Origin of the sequence: Nisaea sediminum (assembly GCF_014904705.1) — a bacterium.
GTDB lineage: Bacteria > Pseudomonadota > Alphaproteobacteria > Thalassobaculales > Thalassobaculaceae > Nisaea > Nisaea sediminum.
On the sequence record NZ_JACZCQ010000009.1, the window covers coordinates 16,894 to 38,687 of the forward strand.

General features: G+C 63.5%; 16 protein-coding genes. 9 read left to right on the forward strand and 7 right to left on the reverse strand.

Features of this window, described 5'->3' with window-relative positions:
- Positions 1-34: 34 nt before the first annotated feature.
- Complete coding sequence (locus IG122_RS18050) at positions 35-2,221, reverse strand: TRAP transporter permease (protein ID WP_319024923.1); 2,187 nt, start codon at positions 2,219-2,221, stop codon at positions 35-37.
- A 74-nt stretch (positions 2,222-2,295) separates the two neighbouring features.
- Positions 2,296-3,294, reverse strand: a complete 999-nt coding sequence (locus IG122_RS18055; RefSeq protein WP_193186969.1) for a TAXI family TRAP transporter solute-binding subunit — start codon at positions 3,292-3,294, stop codon at positions 2,296-2,298.
- A 280-nt stretch (positions 3,295-3,574) separates the two neighbouring features.
- On the opposite strand from IG122_RS18055, the gene IG122_RS18060 reads away from it, so the two are divergent.
- On the forward strand, positions 3,575-3,967 hold the full coding sequence (locus IG122_RS18060; RefSeq protein ID WP_193186972.1) for a GFA family protein: 393 nt from the start codon (positions 3,575-3,577) through the stop codon (positions 3,965-3,967).
- Positions 3,968-3,984: 17 nt separating this feature from the next.
- Here the strand turns inward: IG122_RS18060 and gss are convergent, their stop codons facing one another.
- Positions 3,985-5,874, reverse strand: a complete 1,890-nt coding sequence (gss, locus tag IG122_RS18065) for a bifunctional glutathionylspermidine amidase/synthase (protein WP_193186975.1) — start codon at positions 5,872-5,874, stop codon at positions 3,985-3,987.
- 23 nt (positions 5,875-5,897) lie between these two features.
- On the opposite strand from gss, the gene IG122_RS18070 reads away from it, so the two are divergent.
- Together IG122_RS18070 and IG122_RS18075 are read left to right on the forward strand one after the other, a co-directional pair.
- Positions 5,898-6,140: a hypothetical protein gene (locus IG122_RS18070; RefSeq protein ID WP_193186978.1), complete on the forward strand. Its 243-nt coding sequence runs from the start codon at positions 5,898-5,900 to the stop codon at positions 6,138-6,140.
- Positions 6,141-6,295: 155 nt separating this feature from the next.
- A complete protein-coding gene (locus IG122_RS18075) occupies positions 6,296-9,331 on the forward strand; it encodes a DUF4347 domain-containing protein (RefSeq protein ID WP_319024932.1) in 3,036 nt (1,011 codons plus the stop codon).
- A 30-nt stretch (positions 9,332-9,361) separates the two neighbouring features.
- Here IG122_RS18075 and IG122_RS18080 read toward each other — a convergent pair whose 3' ends face one another.
- The 3 genes from IG122_RS18080 to IG122_RS18090 form a co-directional block, all read right to left on the reverse strand.
- Positions 9,362-10,759 (reverse strand): mechanosensitive ion channel family protein, encoded by a 1,398-nt coding sequence (locus tag IG122_RS18080; RefSeq protein WP_319024924.1) that lies wholly within the window; start codon positions 10,757-10,759, stop codon positions 9,362-9,364.
- The gene (locus IG122_RS18085; protein WP_193186984.1) at positions 10,756-10,917 is read right to left on the reverse strand and encodes a YqaE/Pmp3 family membrane protein; all 162 of its coding nucleotides are present in this window, start codon (positions 10,915-10,917) and stop codon (positions 10,756-10,758) included. The genes IG122_RS18080 and IG122_RS18085 overlap by 4 nt, the downstream gene beginning before the upstream one ends.
- 220 nt (positions 10,918-11,137) lie before the next feature.
- Positions 11,138-13,291, reverse strand: a complete 2,154-nt coding sequence (locus IG122_RS18090; protein WP_193186988.1) for a methyl-accepting chemotaxis protein — start codon at positions 13,289-13,291, stop codon at positions 11,138-11,140.
- Between the two features lie 448 nt (positions 13,292-13,739).
- Between IG122_RS18090 and IG122_RS18095 the strand changes: the two genes are divergently transcribed.
- Complete coding sequence (locus IG122_RS18095; protein WP_193186991.1) at positions 13,740-15,167, forward strand: uracil-xanthine permease family protein; 1,428 nt, start codon at positions 13,740-13,742, stop codon at positions 15,165-15,167.
- Positions 15,168-15,268: 101 nt separating this feature from the next.
- On the opposite strand, the gene IG122_RS18100 is transcribed toward IG122_RS18095, so the two are convergent.
- Positions 15,269-16,210: a LysR family transcriptional regulator gene (locus tag IG122_RS18100; protein WP_193186994.1), complete on the reverse strand. Its 942-nt coding sequence runs from the start codon at positions 16,208-16,210 to the stop codon at positions 15,269-15,271.
- A gap of 295 nt (positions 16,211-16,505) precedes the next feature.
- Between IG122_RS18100 and IG122_RS18105 the strand changes: the two genes are divergently transcribed.
- From IG122_RS18105 to IG122_RS18125, 5 genes are all read left to right on the forward strand, one after another.
- A complete protein-coding gene (locus IG122_RS18105) occupies positions 16,506-17,642 on the forward strand; it encodes an ABC transporter ATP-binding protein (protein WP_193186997.1) in 1,137 nt (378 codons plus the stop codon).
- Between the two features lies 1 nt (position 17,643).
- Entirely contained in the window at positions 17,644-18,627 is a 984-nt protein-coding gene (locus IG122_RS18110) for a carbohydrate ABC transporter permease (RefSeq protein ID WP_193187000.1), read from the forward strand.
- A complete protein-coding gene (locus IG122_RS18115; RefSeq protein ID WP_193187003.1) occupies positions 18,624-19,520 on the forward strand; it encodes a carbohydrate ABC transporter permease in 897 nt (298 codons plus the stop codon). The genes IG122_RS18110 and IG122_RS18115 overlap by 4 nt, the downstream gene beginning before the upstream one ends.
- Before the next feature lie 133 nt (positions 19,521-19,653).
- The gene (locus IG122_RS18120) at positions 19,654-20,892 is read left to right on the forward strand and encodes an ABC transporter substrate-binding protein (protein ID WP_193187006.1); all 1,239 of its coding nucleotides are present in this window, start codon (positions 19,654-19,656) and stop codon (positions 20,890-20,892) included.
- A gap of 97 nt (positions 20,893-20,989) precedes the next feature.
- Positions 20,990-21,787, forward strand: a complete 798-nt coding sequence (locus IG122_RS18125; RefSeq protein ID WP_193187009.1) for a phosphodiesterase — start codon at positions 20,990-20,992, stop codon at positions 21,785-21,787.
- Positions 21,788-21,794 lie beyond the last annotated feature (7 nt).

Here is a 21,794-nt window from a genome sequence, read left to right on the forward strand (position 1 = left end):
CTTTGGTTTCCCGCGGTTTCCCCTGCGCCGGTGGTCAGGCGGCTTCTGCCCTTCCCGCCTGCCGTCCCGCTTTCATTCGCGTCCAAACCATCACCAGAACGACGAGAGCCGCTCCGGCGATGTTCGCGAGCAGCATCAAAGGCCAGTAGGCCAGGGCCGCGCCGACGATCAGGAGGCAGATTTCCAGGATCCCGATCGGCCCCTCGCTGTACATCTGGATGAGCGCGTTCGTCGCGTAGATGCCGAAGAGCGAAAAGACGCCGATCTGCATCACTTCCATGACATCGCCCGATATCAGCGGCGTATAGGCGAAGAGCAGGGGGACGATGTAGAGGCCCTTCGCGATCTTCCAGCTCTCGAAGCCGGTCTCCATCGGGCGCGACCCGGCAATTCCCGCGGCGGTGAAGGCGGCGAGGCAGACAGGCGGTGTCACGTTGGAGTCCTGGCTCAGCCAGTAGATGATCAGGTGCGCGATGAGCAGGAAGGTGAGGCTCGTGGTCGGGTCGACCAGGACCGGCCGGATGGTCACGGCGATCTCGAACGGGATCGACCTGACCAGATCCCAGGCTTCCGCGTTGCTCATTCCCCCGGCGACTTTCGCGACGTTCGGATGATCGACGAGGAAAAACAGTGCCGATTTCGCCGGGTCGGCAATGCCCTGCATCAGCTGTTCCACGACGATCCCGTCGGCCATGATGCCGGCGAGCGCGGGAGCGGTCAGGATCGCGATGATGATGTAGGCGGCCGTCACCGGGAGTCCCATCCCGAGAACGAGAGAGGCGACCGCGATCAGTGCCAAGGCGATGACCAGGGAGCCCTGGGACCACTGGACGATCATGAGCGAGAAGCCGTTGCCGACGCCGCTTGTGACGATTGCGTTGTTCATGATGCCGATGGTGACCAGCAGGATCGCGGTCAGGACCGAGGCGTTCACGCCGGTGACCAGCGCCTCGATGATCTTTTTCGGTCCCATGACAACGGGTTCGAAACTGTCCCCCGGAACGAACCGGGCGATCAGGCTGGTGAACCAGGAGGTTCCGATCAATGCCGCGATGGCCCAGCAGGCGGCATAGGCGGGCGTGACGCCGGTCAGCAGCAGCCAGACCATCGTGCCGAGCGGGATGACGAAGACCAGTCCACCCGAGACGAGCTTGCCGCGATCGATCGTCATGTCGATTTCGGCGCCGGCGTTGCGCTTCACCGCCTCGATCCGGACGATACAGGCGATCGAGAGGAAATAGAGGATCGCCGGAACGATCGAGACGGCGACGATCGTACTGTAGGGAATGCCGGTATAGCTCGCCATGACGAAGGCGCCGGCACCCATGATCGGCGGCATGATCTGGCCTCCGGTGGAGGCCGCGGCCTCGACGCCCGCGGCGAATTTGGGGCGGAAGCCGTTCGCCTTCATCAGCGGGATCGTGATGACGCCGGTCGACGCGGTATTCGCGACCGCGGAGCCGGAAATCGTCCCGGTCAAAGCCGAGGAAATCACGGCGACGAAGGCGGCGCCGCCCTTCACCCGGCCGGCAACGGATTTGGAGATCTCGATCACGAAATGGCTGGCCCCGGAGACCACGAGAAAGCCGCCGAAAATCATGAAGAGCGCGATGTTCGTGGACGAAATGCCCGCCAGGACCCCGAACATGCCCTCGTCGTTGAACAGGCTGCGGAACAGCACGTCGTCCAGCGGCAGGCTCGCGGCGCGGAACACGCCCGGCATGTAGCTGCCGAGGAAAAGGATGTAGGAGGCCGACAGAATCACCAGGATCGGGATCACCCATCCGGAGACCCGCCGGGAAAGGTCGATGCAGGCAAAGATCAGGATGAAGCCGGCGGTCCAGTCCACCCAGTTGAGTTGCCAGCCCTGGCCCGTGACCGCGAGGGAGCGCTCGTAGATGTAGTTCTCGGCACCGGCGACCCACATCGCCGAAGCGGCGATGGCCGTGGCGTAGGCGAGATCGATGGTCCAGGCAAAGGGGGTATTTGCGCGGCGTCCGAAAGGAGAAAACGTGATCGCCGCGAGGAACGCGAAGCCGCCGAAATGGATCGCGTTCTGCCACAGCCCCGGTTCGTTCAGATAGACGTTCGTCGCGATGTGCCAGATGCCGAAAGCCGCCGCGAAGAGAATCGCCAGTCGTGAGGCCATCGTCTTGTCTGGTGCGGACGGGTCAAGTAGGTCGGCGCGCATGGACGCACCGGCGGTTTCGCTATCGCTCACGACGGTCCCCTCCCGAGAATCAGAGAACAGGAGCGCGTCCGGGGACGCGCTCCTGCTGCGAAGATCTTGTCGGCTTACTGGGCCTTGAGATGGTCCGGAATGGTCAGACCGGCCTCTTCGTAGAAGCGCTGGGCGCCCGGATGCAGGGGCACCGGCAGACCGGCAAGCGCCTTATCCAGCGCCATGGCCTTGGTGGCCGGATGGATCGCCTGCAGGAAGGGCAGGTTCTCGAACATCGTTTTGGTCAGCATGTAGACATGGTTCTCGTCGACCGTGTCGTTGACCGCGAGGAAGTTCGGCTGCGCGACGGTCTGAATATCTTTGGTCTGACCCGGATAGGTTCCGGCCGGGATGGTGTACGGGACCCAGAGCTTGCGGTCGCCGTCCATCTTGACGGCCTGCTCCGGCGTGACGTCGAGGATCGTGAACTTGCCTTCGTTGGCGGCCATCAGCTGGGTGATGGCACCGACGGGCGTGCCGCCGGGGATGCCGGCGGCCGAGATCTGACCGTTGGCCAGGGCCGCGCCGGTCGGGCCGTAGCCCGCATACATCAGGTTGAAGTCCTTATCCATGTCGAGACCGAGCCCGGCGAGCAGGACCCGATTGGAGCCGATCGTGCCGGAGCTCTGACCGCCCATGCCGGCCGGCTGCCCCTTGAGGGCGACGATGTCGTCCATCGTGCCGGTCTTCGCGAGATCGGTCGGCACGACGAAGTGCTCGATGTTCTGCCACAGCATGCTGATCGAACGGATGTTCTTCTGCGGCTCGGAGATCGGGCCGGTGCCGGTCTTCGCGTAGGCGCCGAACAGGCCCTGCAGGATCGCGAAATCGGCGGTGCCGGCGCCGAGCGCCTGCACATTCGCGCCGGAGCCGGCGGAATTGACCGCGGTCAGCGAGAACTTTTCCTTCGGCAGCAGCTTGACTTTGGTGAGCGTGGAAATCGCAGTTCCGACCGGGTGATAGGTGCCGCCGGTCGACGCGGTATTGAGGACGTAGTCCTTCTCGGCGGCATGAGCAAAGCCAGCAGCCATGGTGAATGCGACGCCCAGGGCGAGCGTTTTGAGGATTTTCATTCGTTGCCTCCCAGTTGATAACCTGTTGGGTCAATCAGAGAGGATGTAGATAGTGAATCCGGAAGCTTTGTGAACTGGTATTCGTAATTCTTCTCAAATGAGACCTTTCTCTCTTTTGCCTGGATCTGGGGATCCGGGCCGAAGACAAGGTTTAAAGAGCAGGGTTCATTTTCACGACGTGGAACCGGCCGTCTCGGCATCCCGGCTTACGCTGTCTGTCGGTGTCCCGAAGCTGTCGGGTTCACCCAGTCTGACCACTCGCGTTCAAGGGAGGAACAGCATGGATCGCGTTACCGGCGGGTGCCTCTGCGGCAAGGTCCGGATTGCAGCATCCGGACAGCCCTACAGGGTCGGCATGTGCCATTGCCTCGATTGCCGCAAACATCACGGAGCGCTGTTTCACGCCTCCGCGATCTTTCCCGCGGATGCGGTGTCGGTGGAGGGCGAGACACGCGACTTTCGGGGGCGGCATTTTTGTCCGGACTGCGGCTCGACCGTCTTCGGGCGGAGCGGCGACGAGATCGAAGTGAATCTCGGAAGCCTGGATGCGCCGGATCAATTCACACCGACCTACGAACTCTGGACCATCCGGCGCGAGGCCTGGCTGCCGCCGTTCCCGCTGGCGCGGCATTACGAGCGCGATCGTGAGTCAGGCGGGCGCACGGAGCCCTGAGCCCCGCGCAGCCTCCGTCAAAGCTCGTCGTCGGGTAGCACGCGCAGCGGCAGGATATCGCTGTTCGTCGTCAGGATCGGCGACGGATCGACGCGCACGCAGGCGCCGCCATAGCTCCCGCCGACCGAGAAGGTGCCGATCTGGACATATTTCCCGTCCAGTTTCGGCAGCGGGAAGAGTTCCTGGTAGATCTGGTCCTGCTCCTCGAAATTGCCCTCGGTCGCGGAGACCAGATTCTCGTCGCGGTCATAGATCGCGATGTTGTGGCCGCAGCGCCCGACGATCGGCTTCAACACGTAGCCTTTCCGGGCGATGCTGTCGGTGAGTTCGAAGCTGGAGTCGAGCAGGTAGCGGTTCTCCGGGTACATTGAGGAGAGGACCGGCAGGATTGCCTTGTTGCTCGGGATCAGGGTCCAGAGTGGCTCGAACACCATGACCTCCTCGCGCAGAAGCACGTCGACCAGACGTGGTTTCTGGGTCTTGCGGTCGATCGTCCGGTGCAGCTCGAGATCCTCGGCATCGTCCTCGAGATCGTGGCGGATCTGGTCGAGCGCGGTCTCCCAGGCCCAGGATTTCCAGACCCATTTGATGCGCACGCCGTCCGCGTCGCAGACCCAGCCCTCGTCGTCCCATGTCATGCCGGACGTGCCCTTTATGATCTTGCTGCGGATGCCCGCCGCATCCATCGATTTCTGTATGAAGAGCGCGTGGTAGGTCTCCTCGAGATCGCGGTCCTGCATGATGTGGAGGATGTCGCCGACCTCGGCCTCTTCCCAGGCTTGCTTCAGGTTCTCGAGCAGGTCCTCGCCCGGGCACCAGCCGTCGGTGCAGCCGAAATGCTCGGCCCAGCGGCCCTGAACCAGACCGGTCTCCATGTGGCAGGAGGCTGAATCCGCGTTGTATTCGTAGACCTTCAGGCCGCGCTCGGAGAGCGAGAAGTCGAAGCGGCCGGTGATCATCTCGTTGCGCCGGTTGCTCCAGGATTTCTGGATTCTCGGCCAGATCGCCGGCGGCAGGTTGAATTTCCGCAGCAGCTTCTCGTCGTTCAGCACCAGATTGGTCGCGTGCAGGAACATGCGGTGCAGTTCGTTCGTCGCGCGGCGGATCTCGTTATGCGCCGTCTCGCTGATGCAGATATATTTCCGCCCGTCGGCCTCGTCGGTCGCAAGTTTGCAGCCGCCCATCATTTCGATATAGGCGGCCTCTGCCGGGTCGGAGGTGTCGAGCCAGCCGTCCTCTCCTGCGCCCGATTGTCGGAGTTCCCGCATGACCGGGCGGAAAACCTCCGGCGGAACCTCCCGGTAGGCCTCTGCGCCGGTCGCGTCTTCCGTCTGTAGAACCCAGCCCAGCACCTCGCCGTCATCGTAAGTGCAGTCGACCCAGTGGCCGCCCTCCGCATCGACGCGCATCGGCAGTTCCCGCGCCCAGTCCTGCCCGGCCGGCCAGGCCTTGTGATCGACATTCTGCTCTGCGATCCGGACCCGGTCGGCCAGGACCTCGGTGATGACGGCGACATGGCCGGTCACGTCGAAGAAGCCGCCTTCCTTCCAGATCATAAGGCCACCGACTTCCGGCGCGCGCACCGACCCGTTCCGGAAGGAGCGGAGCGGCATCCTGCTGCCGTCGGCAATGACCTTGACCTCCCGCAACTGGAAGATGTCGTAAGCCATGGCGATGTCCTCGAAGACATAGCCCTTGTTATGGTACAGCCAGCGTCGGGCGAACTCGACGCACTGCCATTTGTGGCCGAGATAGGTGCCGTCCATCACGCTTCTGTAGTGCTGCCGTGTCGGCAGCTCCGCATTGTCCACCGTCTCGTAATCCGAGGAATAGGCGTCCACTCCGCCGGGCGCGATCCCGATCACGGCACCGAAAGGTTCGGACTCGGGCAGATGCTTGTTGTGCATTCTTTCGTCTTTTCAAAGATTCGATGTCTTTCGGCCTGTCCCGCAGCGGACTGACGGGCGGATTGGCGGAGCCTGCCAATCTTGCCATCTTCGGCGAAATCGGTACGGCGAAGAAGAATAATTGGATGCTTCCCACATCGAAATTTTGGCACTGCAGGGCGGCGGTTAAAGAGCCTCGCCCGGCGATTTTCGGGCTTCCAATTTCCAAATTGTCCTTTTTGGAATTTCCAATCATTCCAACAGCGTTTTTGAGATTATTCGATTAATGTCTGGCGCGAACAAACTGGCCCTATTTTAAGGCGCATTTAGGATTTTCATTTCAGATCACAAAGAAGTTTGCGGTTCGGCACCCTCAAGTTACGTTCGGCGCCCGGATCGCTGCGGGGGTGATTCCGATTGCCGTGACACGGCTCTGGTCCTTATCGATGCCGGGCTCCCTGCGCCCGCGCTTCTGACCGACGCTCTGACCGGAAGGCCGGCGGTCGTGCGGCTTGACCGGGAGGGCGGCGCGCTCCGGGCGCTAGAGCGGTCAGTTCGCAGCTTCGGGGAGCGGGTCTCTTCTGTTCATCTGTTCTGCCATGGCCAGCCTGGCATGCTGGAGCTCGCCGCGGGAAAGCTCGGCCTGGAGACGCTGGCGCGCGACAGACGGGGGACCGACGGCCTGAAGCGGGCGCTCGCCGGTCGCCCACTGGTTCTCTACGGCTGTTCCGTCGGACAGGGCGACATCGGTCAGCGGTTCGTCGCTGCGCTATCCCTTGCGCTGGACGCGCCGGTGGTTGCGTCGAGCACGCCGACTGGCGCCGCCGCACGCGGCGGTAACTGGACGCTGGACGTGTCGGCGGGCATGTCGCCGGGCGATCTGCCGCCTATCCTCGACCCGGAACGGGCCGAGCGCTGGCCAGGCCTGCTCATCGTGAACGTCACGAGTACGCTTGGTGACGCGAGTGCAGGAACGCTCCGGGCGGCGGCGGCGGCTGTCGATCAAATCGTGCGTTTCAGCAATCTCGGGGCGGGCGGCACGATCACCCTCGCGGCCTCGCCGACCTTCACGAACGGCGCCGCCACGAGCTTCAGTTTTACCGGAACGACAAGTTCGCTGACGATCGGCGGCTCGGATCTGGTCTCGGACTCGCACCTCTACTTCGATATTAGCGCCGGACAGACGCTGACGCTCAATTCCGGGGTTTCTTTCTCCAGCGGCTCATTCATCCTTCAGACGGCAGGCGGCGGAACCGCCACTCTGAACGGCTCGATCAGCGGGACGAGCAGGGTATGGATCCTCGGCGGCACGACCACCGAGATCGGGACGACGACCTCGGCGCCCCTGATCGATATTGAGGGCAACTCGACCCTCAAGTTCACGACCAGCGCTTCCTACACCTCGAACATAGAGATTGAGAATACGGCCACGATCGATACCGGGGCCAACAACGTCACCGTCAGCGGGACTGTGACGGACGACGGGACGAACGTGCTGGCCAAGACCGGCACCGGCACTCTGACGCTTTCCGGAAACAACACCGCTTCGGGCTCCATGACCGTCAGCCAGGGCACGCTGTCGGTTGCGGCGGACGGTAATCTGAGCGCCGGCACGGTGACGCTCAACGGTGGGACGCTCGCGGTGACCGGCGCGACGACGATCAACAATGCGATCGCGCTCGGGGCGTCGAACGGGACTATCAATGTCGGCGCCGACGTCACCATGAGCGGCGTGGTGTCCGGCGCCGGGAACCTGACCAAGACGGGCGCCAGCACGCTGACCCTGAGCGGGACGAACACCTATTCGGGCACCACGACGGTCAGCGGCGGCACGCTCTCCGTCTCGGCCGACGGCAATCTCGGTACAGGCAACGTGGCTCTGAATGGCGGCGGCCTGACGGTGACCGGCGCGACCACCATCGACAACGCGATCACCGGCACCGGGAGCCTGACGAAGAGCGGGACCGGCACTGTCGTCCTGAGCGGGACGAACACCTATTCGGGCGGGACCACGGTCAACGGCGGCACCCTGCAGGTCTCCGGCGGCAACGCGCTGGCGGATGCGGGCGCCGTCACCGTGTCGTCCGGCGCGACACTCGATCTGAATGGGACGAGCGAGACCATCGGCAGCCTGACCGGCAGCGGCACGCTCAATATCGGCAGCGGGACGCTCACCCTCACGGACTCCGCATCGACCAACTTCTCCGGCACGATCAGCGGCACCGGCACGATCGCCGGAGGCGGGACCTATACGGTCGCCTCCGGCGCCACCCTCGGCGGAACCAGCACCTTCTCGACCGCGGTCACGGTTCAGAACGGCGGCACGATCGCGCCGGGCGACAGTCCGGGCAGGATCTCGACCGGTAACCTGACCCTCGCCGCGGGCTCGACCGCCAGCATGGAGATCAACGGCACGACGGCGGGCACGCTTTACGACCAGATCGCGGTCACCGGGACGGTCAACATCTCGGGCGCCACCCTGACCCTGACCGTCGCGGACATCCCGGCCGCCGGCGCGACCTACGTGCTGATCGACAATGACGATGCCGACGCGGTCACCGGCACGTTCTCCGGCCTGGCGGAAGGCGCATCGCTCACTGCCGGCGGCGCCACCTACACGATCAGCTATGCCGGCGGGACCGGTAACGACGTGGTTCTGACGCTGCCTGCCACTCCGGCGTCGGGCGGCGATGGGATACTTTCCGGCTCGGCGGGGAACGATCTCATCCATGGAGGGTCGACTGCGGACACGATCAAGGTGTTCGGCGGCAACGACACGGTTTCCGGTCATGCGGGAGACGACACGATCTCCGGTGGTGCGGGCAACGATCTTCTGCGAGGACAGGAGGGTGCCGACCTGATCTACGGCAATCAGGGCCTGGACGTCATCTACGGCAATACCGGCCAGGATACGATCTATGGCGGGCAGGACGCGGACTGGATCTATTCCGGCCAGGATGCGGACCTGGTCTATGGCAACATGGACGCGGACACGCTCTGCGGAAATCTCGGCGACGACCGGCTCTATGGCGGCGCCGGCAACGACCTCCTCTACGGCAATCTCGGCGCGGATTCCCTCTTGGCCAATGACGGCGCCGACACGCTCTGGGGCGGGCAGGGCCGCGATGTGCTCGATGGCGGAGCCGGCGACGATTCCCTTTGCGGCAATCTCGGGGCGGACACGCTCTCCGGCGGCTCCGGGGCCGACACGCTTGTGGGTGGAGACGGTAATGACCTGTTCCGCTTCGGCGACGGGGATGGTATCGACGTGATCGTCGACTTTGTCGTCGGCGCGGACATCTTCGGCGTGAGGACGGGGATCAACGGGTCCGGCGTCTCCGGCGCGGCCGACTTGCTGACCCGCATCACCTCTGACGGCGCGGGCAATGCTGTCGTCGATCTCGGCGCCGGCAACTCCGTCACGCTGATCGGGGTCGCGCCCTCCCAGCTCGGGACCGAGAGTTTCCTCATCGTCTGACAAGCCGGATTCCAGCCGGAACGCGCGCCGCTATGGCGTGCGCTTCTCTTCCGACAACAGATCCTCGCCGGCTTCCGGGATGTCGGCGGTGGCGGCGTGGCGCTCGAGGGTTTCGGTCTCGTTTTCCAACTCGCCCTCGGACTCCGTGACCGCTGCACCGGACTCCTCTGCCGGGACCACCTGAACGGGCGCAGGCGCTCCCGACGGGGCGCTGCTCATTCCGATCACCGGGACGCCTTGCGGGAACACCACTTCGCGGGCCTCGTCCGGCATCGAGATATCCGCCTCGATCAGGGCCTTCTTCACGAGGCGCAGCAGGGCCGAGCGGACCTTGAACACCGAGTAGGCGTGGCCGTCGAACCAGAAATAGGCGCGGAGATTGACCGTCGCGGCGCCAAGCGAGTCGACCAGCACGAGCGGCTCCTCGGGCTCCGAGAGCACGGCTTCATGCTCCACGAGGACCTTACGGATGATCTCCTGGGCATGCGCGACCGAGACGTCGTAGCCGATACCGACCTGGAGATATTCCTGGCGGGCCGCGGCCGCGCTGTAATTGACGATCGTGCTTTTGAAGATTACCGCGTTCGGGATCTGGATGTGATTGCCTTCCATCGAGAGCAGGAGGGTGCTGCGGGTGTTCATGCTCTGCACCGTACCTTGCTGGTCGCCGACGGAGATATAGTCGCCGCGACGGAAGGGCTGGCGAATGCTGAGCAGCAGGCTGGCGAGGAAGTTTTCCGCGATGTCCCGGAAGGCGAAGCCGATGATGATGCCGGCGACCCCGGCGCCGCCGAGGATCGAGAGCGCGAGTTGGGTCAGGCCCGCGACCTGGAGAACGATATAAAGCCCGATCAGGAAGACCGGGATCGCAGCGACACGCGCGACGATCCCGCGCAGGAACAGGGATTCGACCTGCCGGCCCAGCAGGCGCTCGACCAAGGTGGCGACAAGCTTTGCCGCATAGAAGGCGAGAGGCAGGATGACGATCGCGAGCGCGATCAGCGGCAGGCTCGCAAAGCCCCTTCGCAAAAGGGACTCGATCTCCCTGAGAGCGGGCTGGAAGCTCCAGTCGACGTCCGGGGTGACGGTAATCCGGTTGACCACCGCGACCACATCCTCGGTCTTAGATGCTAGCTCGCGTGCCCAGGCCCGGCGCTCGTCCGTGCTCGTGTCGCCGTCGAGAAAGACCACGCCGTCGGATGCGCTGACCCCTATACCGCGGTACCAGCCCGTAGCGTCGAGAATATTCTCGATCCTGCCGGCGATCTGGTCGTCGCGGGCCACGGGAGAGACCGCGACCGATTGGGGCGAGGGGGAAATCTCGCCGTCGGCGGTGGGCTTCTCCTGTGCCGCGGCCGTTCCGGAAAGACAGAATGCGAGCAGGCCGAGGGTGAGAAAGACCGCCGAGAGATTCCGGGCGGCGTTCACGAGCGTTTCGCGATCACCCACACTCCGTGGACGATACCGGGTATGTAGCCGAGGAGCGTGAGCAGGATGTTCAGCCAGAAATGTCCGCCGATCCCGACCGTCAGGAAGACCCCGAGCGGCGGGAGCAGAATGGTCAGGATCAATCGGAGAATGGTCATGGCGCGGTCCCTTCAGGGTGACGGGATGATCCAATTATAACACCTGATGCGCCTTTTGGTTCCCTATGGGGTGCCAATTCTCTGCTGCGGTCGCGCCTTTTGTCCGGTACCGTCTGAACGCGTTCATCCCCCATTCAAAGAAAAGGCCCCGTTACTGCGGGGCCCATCCTTCGTTAGTCGGGCGACGGCGCGAACCGGTCCTGACCGACAATGCCGTCCGTCAGGCGGCTTCGGCGGGTTCCTCTTCCCTGTCTTCGCGGATATGCGAGATGAACTTGTTGGTCTCGCCCGTCAGCAGGTTGCAATTGCGGGAGAGCTCGTCCGCCGAGGCCTGGAGCTCTTCCGTCGCCGCGCCGGTCCCCATGGCATCGTCGGCTACGGCGTTGATCTCCTCGACCACGGAGCGGATCTTGTCGAGCGCGTTGCGGGCCGAATGCGCGACGGAACTGGTGGTCGCGGCCTGCTGCTCGACCGCTGCTGAAATTGCCGACATCGTCATGTTGGTCTCCGTCGCCGCCTCGGTAATGACGGAGACGGCTTTGGTCGAGGATTCGATCTCGGAGAGCATGCCGGACACCTGCTGGCGAATCTCTTCGGTCGCGTTCTGGGTTTGCGAGGCGAGGTTCTTCACTTCGGAAGCAACCACCGCGAAGCCCTTGCCCGCATCGCCGGCGCGGGCCGCCTCGATCGTCGCGTTCAGCGCCAGAAGGTTGGTCTGCTCGGCGATATCGGCGATCAGCGATACGATGTCGTTGATCTTCGCGCTGGCCGCGTTCAGGGCGTTCACCTTTTCCGCGGCATCGGCGGCCTGTTCGGCGGCCCGGCTCGTCAGGGCAGAGGTTTCGGCGACCTTGGTCGCGACTTCGTTCACCGCCTGATTGACCTCGTCGACGGAGTTGGTCACGGATTCGATGTCGTGCCCGGCCTCATTGGCGGAATCGCGGACAGAGGCAGAGCGCGACGCGGTCCGGTTCGCCGTGTTGCTGACCTCGGTGGATGTGGCCGATAGCTCGGTCGCCGAGGAGGAGAGGGCATCAATGACGCTGCCGACCGCGCTCTCGAAATTGTCGGCGAGCCCCATGATAGTGGCGCGCTGCTTCTGACGCGTTTCGATGCGGAAGTGCTCCTGCTCCTCGCGATATTTCTCGGCTGCACGGCTTTCCTGCTTCAGTTTGTAGAGCGCCTGGCTGAGTTCGGCCACTTCCTTGGGGGATTTGTAGTCCGGAACCCAGGCATCGAGATTGCCTCCGGCGAGATCGACCTGGACCTGCGTGAGTTCCGAGATCGGTCGGGCAAGACGGTTGCCAAAATAGAAGCCGGCGACCGAGATGCCGGCGCCGATCACTGCCATCTCGATCAGAATAGTGAGCAGCATTTCCTGGATCGGGGCGAAGATCTCGTCCTTCGATTCGATCGCCAGAAACGCGTATCTCGTACCCAGGAAGTCAAGCGGGGCGGAATGAGCCATATACTTGCCGTTCCCGGTCTCGATTTCATGAATTCCTGATTCTCCGGCAAAAGCGGCGCGGATGGCGTCGTTCTCGACCTTGCGTTTGAGGATCGCGTCTTTGTTGAGCGTGGTGTCGTTGCGGACGAGAAAATCCTGGCCGATAACCATGATTTCTCCGGTTTCGCCGAGCCCTTCCTGATTCGAAAGCAGCTCGTTCAGCCGGTCGACCGGCATCTGGAAGGACAGGACCCCGATCGTCTTTCCGTTCTCCACGATGGGGGCCGAAATGAAGCTCGCCGGCGCGTCGTAACTCGGTGCATACGGACGGAAATCGAAGAAACTGTGATCGGCCGTGTCGATTTTTTTCGCTCCTGCTCGGAAAGCATTGGCGAGATCGGTCTCCTTCCACTGGCCGGTGTTCATGTTCGTGGCGTAGTCGAGCTCCTTGTAGACGCTGTAAACCAGATCCCCGGACATATCGAAAATGAAGACGTCATAATATCCGCGCTTCTGCAGAAGCTCGCGGAAGACCGGATGATACGTGCGGTGCAGGGACGAATAGACGGAGCCGTCGCCGGCATCGTCCAGCTTCTCCTTCTGCCCGGTCGGATTGGGATTATCCGTGATGTACAGCTTCTGAAGTGTCGCGCGCTGATCACCGCCGAGATCCTGCCAGGCGGCGGCAAAATCCTTTGCCGCCTGGGCGGTGAGGGGACTGCCTGCATAGAGTTGCAGGTCATCGCGAATGTTCTGCAGATAATCGGAGAGCTGCTGTCGGCGGATTTCATCGATAGCGCCCAAGCGTTCCTCCGCCTCGTGCCGCAATGTGTTGCTCGACTCGTAGACGGACAGGCCACCAACAATCACGAGGGCAAACAATGCAGGAATCAGGGCAAGGAGCAGGATCTGACGTGCAAGACTCATTCTACGGTCCACAATTCCAATGAAGATGCGACGCGGAATGTCGGGCATTTGAGTTAAAGAAAAGCAAATAGCACACTATAATATTCTATCAGAAGGCGATCCGGGCGGCATGCTTCTTTATGACGGATCTGAACCGCTTCGGACCGAAACGGCCAAGCGAGCTTGAGAAATGCCCGCAAGGGCCCCTACGCGACATAGGCGAATTCCTGGAGTGCGGCCGAATGACGGTCAAAGTGATCGCGGGCGTTTTGCGGCCAAGTTCGGGCAGGTCTTCACTGCCCCGTTAATCGGCAGGTAACACCTCACGCGGTGAATTCTCTTTCCCCGGAAACTGTGTTACGGAAATTTTTAGGTGATCGCGCGGGCCGCCCATGCTCGGAGAAGGTGAGTTGGGCGGTAAGAGACGCGGCCGGGGGGAAGTTCACTCTAATGAACGGGGGACCTGCCTATGACCAGTTCTTCGATCGGCACGCCCGATCAGCTTCGTGATCCGGACTATACACCGCCGCCCGCCAAGGCCGTCCCACTCGGGATCCAGCATGTGTTGGCAATGTTCGTCTCGAACGTGACGCCCGCGATCATCGTCGCCGGCGCCGCCGGCTTCGGCTTCGGCTCCAATTCGCCGGACTTCCCGGAACTGCTCTACATGATCCAGATGTCGATGGTCTTCGCCGGCATCGCGACCCTGCTGCAGACCATCTCGCTCGGACCGGTGGGCGCGAAGCTTCCGGTGGTGCAGGGCACCTCTTTCGCCTTCCTGCCGATCATGATCCCGCTGGTCGCGGGCAAGGGCGTCGACGGGCTCGCCGCGCTCTTCACCGGCGTCATCGTCGGCGGCATCTTCCATGCCCTGCTCGGCACGGTGATCGGGCGCATCCGCTTTGCTTTGCCGCCGCTGGTGACCGGCCTCGTCGTCACGCTGATCGGCCTCGCCCTGGTCAAGGTCGGCATCCAGTACGCCGCCGGCGGGGTCCCCGCGATGGACAAGCCGGAATACGGCTCGCTCATGAACTGGTCCGCCGCGGTCATCGTCATCCTGGTGACCCTCGGCCTCAAGTTCTTCGCCCGTGGGATGCTCTCGATCTCCGCTGTCCTGATCGGTCTCCTGGTTGGCTATGTCTATGCCATCGCCATCGGCATGCTGCCGTTGTCGGCGATCGGCGGATCCTGGGAGCGTGCGGCCTTCTTCGCCCTGCCGCAGCCGTTCAAATACGGCGTCGAGTTCTCCGCCGCCGCGATCATCGGCTTCTGCCTGATGGCCTTCGTCTCCGCGGTGGAGACGGTCGGTGACGTGTCCGGCATCACCAAGGGCGGCGCCGGACGCGAAGCGACGGACAAGGAGATCCAGGGCGCGACCTATGCCGACGGTATCGGAACCGCGGTGGCCGGCTTCTTCGGCGCCCTGCCGAACACCTCCTTCAGCCAGAATGTGGGCCTCGTGGCGATGACCGGCGTGATGAGCCGGCACGTGGTGACCTACGGCGCGATTTTCCTGATCGTCTGCGGGCTGGTGCCGAAAGTGGGCGCGATCATCCGCACCATCCCGATCGAGGTGCTGGGCGGCGGCGTGATCGTCATGTTCGGCATGGTGGTCGCGGCCGGCATCTCGATGCTGAGCGACGTGCACTGGAACCGGCGCAACATGGTGATCTTCGCCATTGCGCTTTCCGTCGGCCTCGGCCTGCAGCTCGAGCCGAAGGCGGTGCAGTATCTCCCGGACACGCTCCGCATCCTGATGACCTCCGGGCTGCTGCCGGCGGCCTTCATCGCCATCGTGCTGAACCTGGTGCTGCCGGAGGAGCTGGCCGAGGAGTCGACCGAGGAAGTCTCGGGAGGCATGTCCGGGCACGGCAACGGATCGATGCCGGGCGAGTGAGGCCGCGGATCACGCCAAAAGCCTCCCGCAAACACGCAGCCGGCGATGTCCGGCTGCGTTCTCTCCCGCGTTGACCGCCCGGTCCTGCCGCGCCAACGCGATCAGACCGCATCGAGCAACGTATCGCAGAAGCTCGAGATCAGGCGGAGATTGCGCTTTTCCGCCGGCGTTATCAGGCAGACGCTGAAAATGTCCGGAATTTCCGCGACCTCGAGAGAGGTCAGGTTGGCGGAGGGATACTGGGCTTCTTCCAGCAGGAACCCGACGCCGATCCCGTGAAGCACCGCTTCCTTCACCATCGGAAAGGAATGAGTGCGGACGGTCGAGGTCAGTTCGATCCCGTGTAGCGAAGCGCGCTCCATCACCAAACTCTTCGTGAGCGAGCCTTCTTCCGGAAGGATGATGGTCTCGCCCGCCAGTTCCCGAAGCGAGACCGTGCCGCGGCCGGCGAGCGGGTGATCCCGGCGCACGAAGGCCTTGTACCGCGTGGTGCCGATCTTCTCGACGCTGAGCCCGTCCTCCTCCGGTTCGGTGACGATCACGGCGATATCGACCTCGCGTTCGTTCAGCAGGCGAAGCGCTTCGGTCCGGCTGCAGAGGCTGAACTCGATCTCGACCTTCGGATATTGGGCGCCGTAGCGCGCGATAACCGGCATGACCGGCCTCGGGGCGTTGGCGATGATCCGGAGATGGCCGGTGGCGAGCCCGCCATAATCCTGCAGCTTCTCTTCCACCTGCTGTTCCAGCGAGCGCAGACGGTCCGAGATCTCGAACAGTTCGCGCCCCGCCCGGGTCAGCTCCAGGCCCTCGCGCTTGCGCTGGAACAGTTGCACGCCCATCGCCCGTTCCAGTTTGGCGACATGCTGCGTGATCGAGGACTGGGTGACGCCGGTGTTCTTCGCCGCCTTGGAAAAACTGCGATCCCGTGCGGCCTGGGTAAAGGCGGCAATCTGGTATGGGCTCGGCTTGAGATCTCGATGCATAGGGTAATCGCCCTGAAACTGGTCCGCGATCCGTTTCAGGCGGCGCGCGGTGGAGGCCATTTGACCAGAAATCCCATTACGGAAATTTGAAGCTGCGCTGCCGGGGGCGGTCAGGCTTGTGGAGTCCACGCGCCCGGCTTGAACTTTGTGTGACGGTCTGGACGCCCGGGTATTCGCACATTTCCTTTTCCGGGCAGGGCGATAGCCGGTCTCAGCGACTGCGGGTCCCGCGGGCCGGGCTCTCCAGGCGGCCGCTATTCTGTTCGAGATATTAGCAGCGCTAATATGACGTCATTTCCGCGTAAACGATGTTTGCTAGTGCTGGCTCCGGATCGCATTAACCGGGGCAGGCCACATGGCGCGCATCACGCTTTCGGGCATCGAGAAGAATTACGGCACGACGCGGGTCCTGAACGGGCTCGACATCGACATCGCGGATGGCGAGTTCCTCACCCTTGTCGGACCCTCCGGCTGCGGAAAATCCACCCTGCTCCGCATCATCGCGGGGCTGGAAAGCCAGACATCCGGCGACGTGAGTATCGGCGGACGCGTCGTCAATCACGTCCGCCCGAGCCGGCGCGACCTCGCCATGGTGTTCCAGTCCTATGCGCTCTATCCGCATCTGACGGTGCAGCAGAACATGGAGACGCCGCTGCGCCTCCGGGACATGACCCATTGGGAGCGCATGCCGCTCTTGGGGGCCGCGCTGCCGGGGCGCGGAGAGAAGCTAAGAGCTCTGCGCGGCCTCGTGCGCGAGACGGCAGAGACCCTGAAGATCGAACACCTGCTGCACCGCAAGCCGGGGCAACTCTCCGGCGGGCAGCGCCAGCGCGTCGCGCTCGGCCGCGCCATGGTCCGTAAGCCGGTCGCCTTCCTGATGGACGAGCCCTTGTCCAACCTCGATGCCGCGCTCCGCGTCCATATGCGTTCGGAACTGGCGGAGCTCCATCACGCGCTGAAGACCACCTTCATCTATGTCACCCACGATCAGGCAGAGGCCCTGACCATGTCCGACCGGATGGCGGTGATGATGGACGGGGATATCCTCCAGCTCGGCGCGCCGGACGAGATCTATCGCGACCCCGCCGACCGCCGGGTGGCGGAGTTCATCGGCAGCCCGAGGATCAACATGCTCGACGGTGAGGCCGACGCGGACGGCCGCGTGGTGGCGCACGGGATCCCTCTCAAACGCCGTCTCGGTGGGGCGCACAAAGAACTCTCCATAGGCGTCCGGCCGGAGCATCTGGATGTGCTTGTCGGGGGTGGCGCGGTGGACGCTTGGCCGTTCCGTGTCAGTCACAAGGAAAATCTCGGCTCCGACTATTTCCTGCATGGCCATGTCAATGGCGGGGGACAGCGGGTGATCGCCCGTGCGGCGCCGGAACTGGCCGCCGCGCTCTCCATCGGTGCGGATATTCACGTCCGCCCGAAATCCGGCACCGCCATGGCCTTCGGCGCGGATCACCTGCGCTTGCGTTTCCGGGAGACCTGAGATGGCGGTCGATGTCGCAACCGCCCCCGCCATGGAGCGGCCAGCCCCGGTCCGCCGCAAACTGCTGACCGCAGAAAGCCTCGCCGGTTACCTCTTCGTGGCGCCGGCGATCGTCTTGATGCTGGTGATCCTCATCGCCCCCGTCCTGATCGCGGCAACGCTGTCTTTCACCGATTACAGCCTCGGCAATCCGGGCTTCGAATGGGTGGGTACCGAGAATTACGAGAAGATGTTCTCGCGCTCGACCTACACGAAGATGCTGACCGCCTCGGCGATCTACGTGCTCGTCGTCGTCCCGGTCTCCATCGGCCTCGGCCTCGGCGCGGCGTTGCTGATCAACTCGCTGAAACGCTTCGGCGATATCTACAAGACGATCTACTTCCTGCCGGTCATGGCCGCACTGCTCGCCATGGCGATCGTCTGGGAATTCTCCCTCCACCCGACCATCGGGATCGTCAACAAGGTCCTCGCGTCCGGCTGCGGCGGTTTCCTGGAGGAGATTTCGGACTGGTATGCGGCGGGCTGCGCCCGCAACTTCCCGCTCTGGTTCGGCGACCGCGACTATGCCATCTGGACCGTCTGCTTCATCGGCATCTGGCAGGGTTTCGGCTTCAATATGGTGCTCTACCTTGCCGGCCTGACCTCTGTTCCCCGCGAGCTCTATCACGCGGCGGCCATGGACGGGGCCGACAGCGCCTGGGACCGGTTCCGTCTCGTCACCTGGCCGATGCTCGGGCCGACCACGGTCTTCGTGGTGACCATCGCCACCATCCGGTCCTTCCAGGTGTTCGACACCGTCGAGGCCATCACCCAGGGCGGTCCGTCCAAGACCACCTACGTGATGATGTTCGCGATCTACGAAAAGGCGATCAAGCACAACCTGATCGGCATCGGCGCCGCGATCACCGTCGTCTTCCTTGTCTTCGTTCTCCTGCTGACCCTGGCACAGCGCTGGCTGGTCGAGAGAAGGGTGCATTACTCATGATCGGCCAATCCTCGCCCTTTTCGGAGGCGCTGAAGCACGCCGTGCTCATCCTCGGCGCCCTGATCGTCATCCTGCCCTTCTACGTGATGGTCAGCTATTCGCTGAAATCGCCGCGCGAGATCGAGACCAATACCGGGGGCTTCTTCGGCGCCCAGGAGCAGATGGTCGACGAGTACTGCGTCAAGCTCGGTAACGCGCGGGAGGACTGTGTCGAAACGCCGGTTATCTACAACTACACGCAGGCCTTCAAGAAGGCGCCGCTGCTCCGCTACCTGCTGAACGGCGTGATCGTCACCGCGTCGATCTTCTTCATCCAGGTGCTGGTCGCACTGCCCTGCGCCTACGCGCTCTCTAAGCTCAAGTTCTGGGGCCGCGACGTCGTCTTCGGCATGGTGCTGTTCTGCCTGCTGATCCCGGTCCATGCCATCGCCCTGCCGCTCTACATCATGCTGGCGAAGGCGGGGATGACGAACACCTACGCGGCGCTCGTGGTTCCCTGGACGATCTCGGTCTTCGGCATCTTCCTGATGCGGCAGTTCTTCAAGACGGTACCGGACGACCTGATCGATGCCGCGCGCATGGACGGCATGAACGAGTTCTCCATCGTCTGGAAGGTGATGCTGCCGACCGCGATCCCGGCGCTCCTGGCCTTCGCGATCTTCTCCGTCGTTGCGCACTGGAACGATTATTTCTGGCCGCGGGTGGTGATCACCGGCAACCGCGACCTCTACACGCCGCCGCTCGGCCTGCGCGAGTTCAAGGGGGACGGCGACGGCTCCTACTGGGGACCGATGATGGCGACCGCGACCATCATCGTCACACCGCTCATCGTTGCGTTCCTGATGGCTCAGAAACGCTTCATCGAGGGAATCACGCTCACGGGAATGAAGTGACGGGAGGGTGAGGTCGGCGGCTCCCACGGCAATGGGAGCCGCCCATTCGTCCCTGCAACGGGGACGCCGTGCGAAGCGGACGAAGGCATCTGGAAGCACTTGGCCGCGCGCATCAACATTGAGGAGTTACGGCATGAAACGTCTGTTTGCAATGGCCGCCGCCGCGGCATTCTACGCGGCGCCGGCCGGCGCCGTCGAGATCGAGGTGGGCTATCCCTACAGCCACCTGTTCGACGTCACCTACGAGAAGATCATGGAGAGCTTCAAGAAGGAGCACCCAGAGATCCAGGTGAAGTTCCGCGCCACTTACGAGAGCTACGAGGACGGCACCAACACGATCCTGCGCGAGGCCGTCTCCGGCGATCTTCCGGACGTCACCATGCAGGGACTGAACCGCCAGGCCGTCCTGGTCGAGAAGGGCATCGCGAAATCGCTCGAGCCGTTCATCGCCAAGGAAGCCGACTTCGAGAAGGACGGCTATCACAAGGCGATGCTGAGCCTCTCGACCTTCGATAACCAGGTCTATGGCCTGCCGTTCTCGGTCTCGCTGCCGGTCGGCTATTACAACATGGATCTCGTCCGCAAGTCCGGCTCCGACAAGCTGCCGCAGACCTGGGACGAGGTCGTCGAGCTTTGCCAGACCATGCGCGCCAACGGCGTGAAGAACCCGGTCTTCTGGGGTTGGAACATCACCGGCAACTGGTTCGTGCAGGCGCTGATGTGGGATCAGGGCGAGCCGATCGTCAAAGGCAACAAGGTCAATTTCGACGGCGAGGCCGGCCTGACCGCGCTCGAGACCATGAAGAAGATTTTCCGGGGCTGCGAGATGCAGAACCTGTCCTGGAAAGATGCGCTGGCCTCCTTCTCCGCGGGTGAGATCGGCATGATGTTCTGGTCCACTTCCGCCCTCGGCGCCGTCGAGCGCGCGAAAGGCGACTTCGAGCTGAAGACCAACGAGTTCCCGGGCATCAACGGCAAGCCGCAGGGTCTCCCGGCCGGTGGCAACGCCGCCCTTCTGGTCTCCCAATCGGAGGACCCGGAGCGCCTGCAGGCGGCCTGGACCTTCCTGAAATATATCACCTCGGGCCTCGGCGCCGCCGCGGTGGCCGAGACCACGGGCTACATGCCGCCGAACAAGGCCGCGAACGAGATCATCCTCGCGGACTTCTACAAGCGGAACCCGAACAAGGAGACCGCCGTGCGCCAGCTCCCGCTGCTGCGCGACTGGCTCGCCTATCCGGGCGACAAGGGCCTTGCGGTCACCCAGGTGATCTATGACGGCATCGAGTCGATCGTCACCGGCGAGAACGACGATATGGCGGCGCTGCAGAGCGATCTGGTCGCCGAAGTCGGCGACATGCTGCCGGAGTAACTTTCCCGGTCGGGCCAGCGGCATTCGTCCGTTGGCCCGGCCCCGTTTTCGCGACATGCTTTGAGTGCCATTGGGTCAGGGGAGGACCGAGCGTCCCATGAGTTTCATCCAGATCACCGACACACATTTCGTCCCGGGCGACCGCCTGCTCTACGGGACCAGCCCGAAGAAGCGGCTCGGCGCCGGAATCGAGCTGATCCGCCGCTTTCACACCGACGCGGAAGCCGTGCTCCTGACCGGCGACCTCGCCCATCACGGCGAGGAGGCGGCCTACGAGACGCTCAAGGAGGCGTTGGCTCCGCTGGAGATGCCGGTCCTGCTGATGATGGGCAATCACGACAGCCGGGCGCCTTTCCGCAAGGTGTTCCCCGACGCGCCCGAAATCGAGGGCGGATTCATCCAGTTCTCCTTTGACGTAGAGGGCGCGCGGGTGATCTGCCTCGACAGCCTGAATGACGAACCGGGGGATCACGAGGGTCGACTCTGTGACGTCAGGCTCTCCTGGCTCGACCGCGAGCTCGGCGCCGTGCCTTCGGACAAGCAGGTGATTGTCGCCGTGCATCACCCGCCGTTCGATCTCGGCATTCCGCCGATGGACCGGATCAAGCTGCGTGACGGAGAAGCGCTGTTCGAGGTCCTGCAGAAGCGCCGGCCGGACCAGATGCTGTTCGGCCATGTGCACCGCCCGATCGCGGGGCATTGGCGCGGCATCCCGTTCTACCTGCAGCGGGCCTTCAACCATCAGGTCTATCTGAGCTTCGAAGCCCGGGAAGAGGTGGACTTCGTCGACGAGAACCCGGATATCGGCATCGTCCGGACGAGCGAAGACGGCATCCAGATCTTCACCCGTTCCGTCGGCGGCGAGGGAGAGCCCTATCCGCACATGGAAGACTGAACCATCG

Excerpts from the sequence above, each read along its gene's own strand:
- IG122_RS18090 (WP_193186988.1), bottom strand. The coding sequence starts at position 13,291 with ATGAGTCTTGCACGTCAGATCCTGCTCCTTGCCCTGATTCCTGCATTG.
- IG122_RS18115 (WP_193187003.1), top strand. The coding sequence starts at position 18,624 with ATGATCGGCCAATCCTCGCCCTTTTCGGAGGCGCTGAAGCACGCCGTG.
- IG122_RS18070 (WP_193186978.1), top strand. The coding sequence starts at position 5,898 with ATGTCTTTCGGCCTGTCCCGCAGCGGACTGACGGGCGGATTGGCGGAG.
- IG122_RS18125 (WP_193187009.1), top strand. The coding sequence starts at position 20,990 with ATGAGTTTCATCCAGATCACCGACACACATTTCGTCCCGGGCGACCGC.
- IG122_RS18055 (WP_193186969.1), bottom strand. The coding sequence starts at position 3,294 with ATGAAAATCCTCAAAACGCTCGCCCTGGGCGTCGCATTCACCATGGCT.
- IG122_RS18100 (WP_193186994.1), bottom strand. The coding sequence starts at position 16,210 with ATGGCCTCCACCGCGCGCCGCCTGAAACGGATCGCGGACCAGTTTCAG.
- IG122_RS18105 (WP_193186997.1), top strand. The coding sequence starts at position 16,506 with ATGGCGCGCATCACGCTTTCGGGCATCGAGAAGAATTACGGCACGACG.
- IG122_RS18110 (WP_193187000.1), top strand. The coding sequence starts at position 17,644 with ATGGCGGTCGATGTCGCAACCGCCCCCGCCATGGAGCGGCCAGCCCCG.
- IG122_RS18120 (WP_193187006.1), top strand. The coding sequence starts at position 19,654 with ATGAAACGTCTGTTTGCAATGGCCGCCGCCGCGGCATTCTACGCGGCG.
- IG122_RS18095 (WP_193186991.1), top strand. The coding sequence starts at position 13,740 with ATGACCAGTTCTTCGATCGGCACGCCCGATCAGCTTCGTGATCCGGAC.
- IG122_RS18060 (WP_193186972.1), top strand. The coding sequence starts at position 3,575 with ATGGATCGCGTTACCGGCGGGTGCCTCTGCGGCAAGGTCCGGATTGCA.
- IG122_RS18085 (WP_193186984.1), bottom strand. The coding sequence starts at position 10,917 with ATGACCATTCTCCGATTGATCCTGACCATTCTGCTCCCGCCGCTCGGG.
- gss (WP_193186975.1), bottom strand. The coding sequence starts at position 5,874 with ATGCACAACAAGCATCTGCCCGAGTCCGAACCTTTCGGTGCCGTGATC.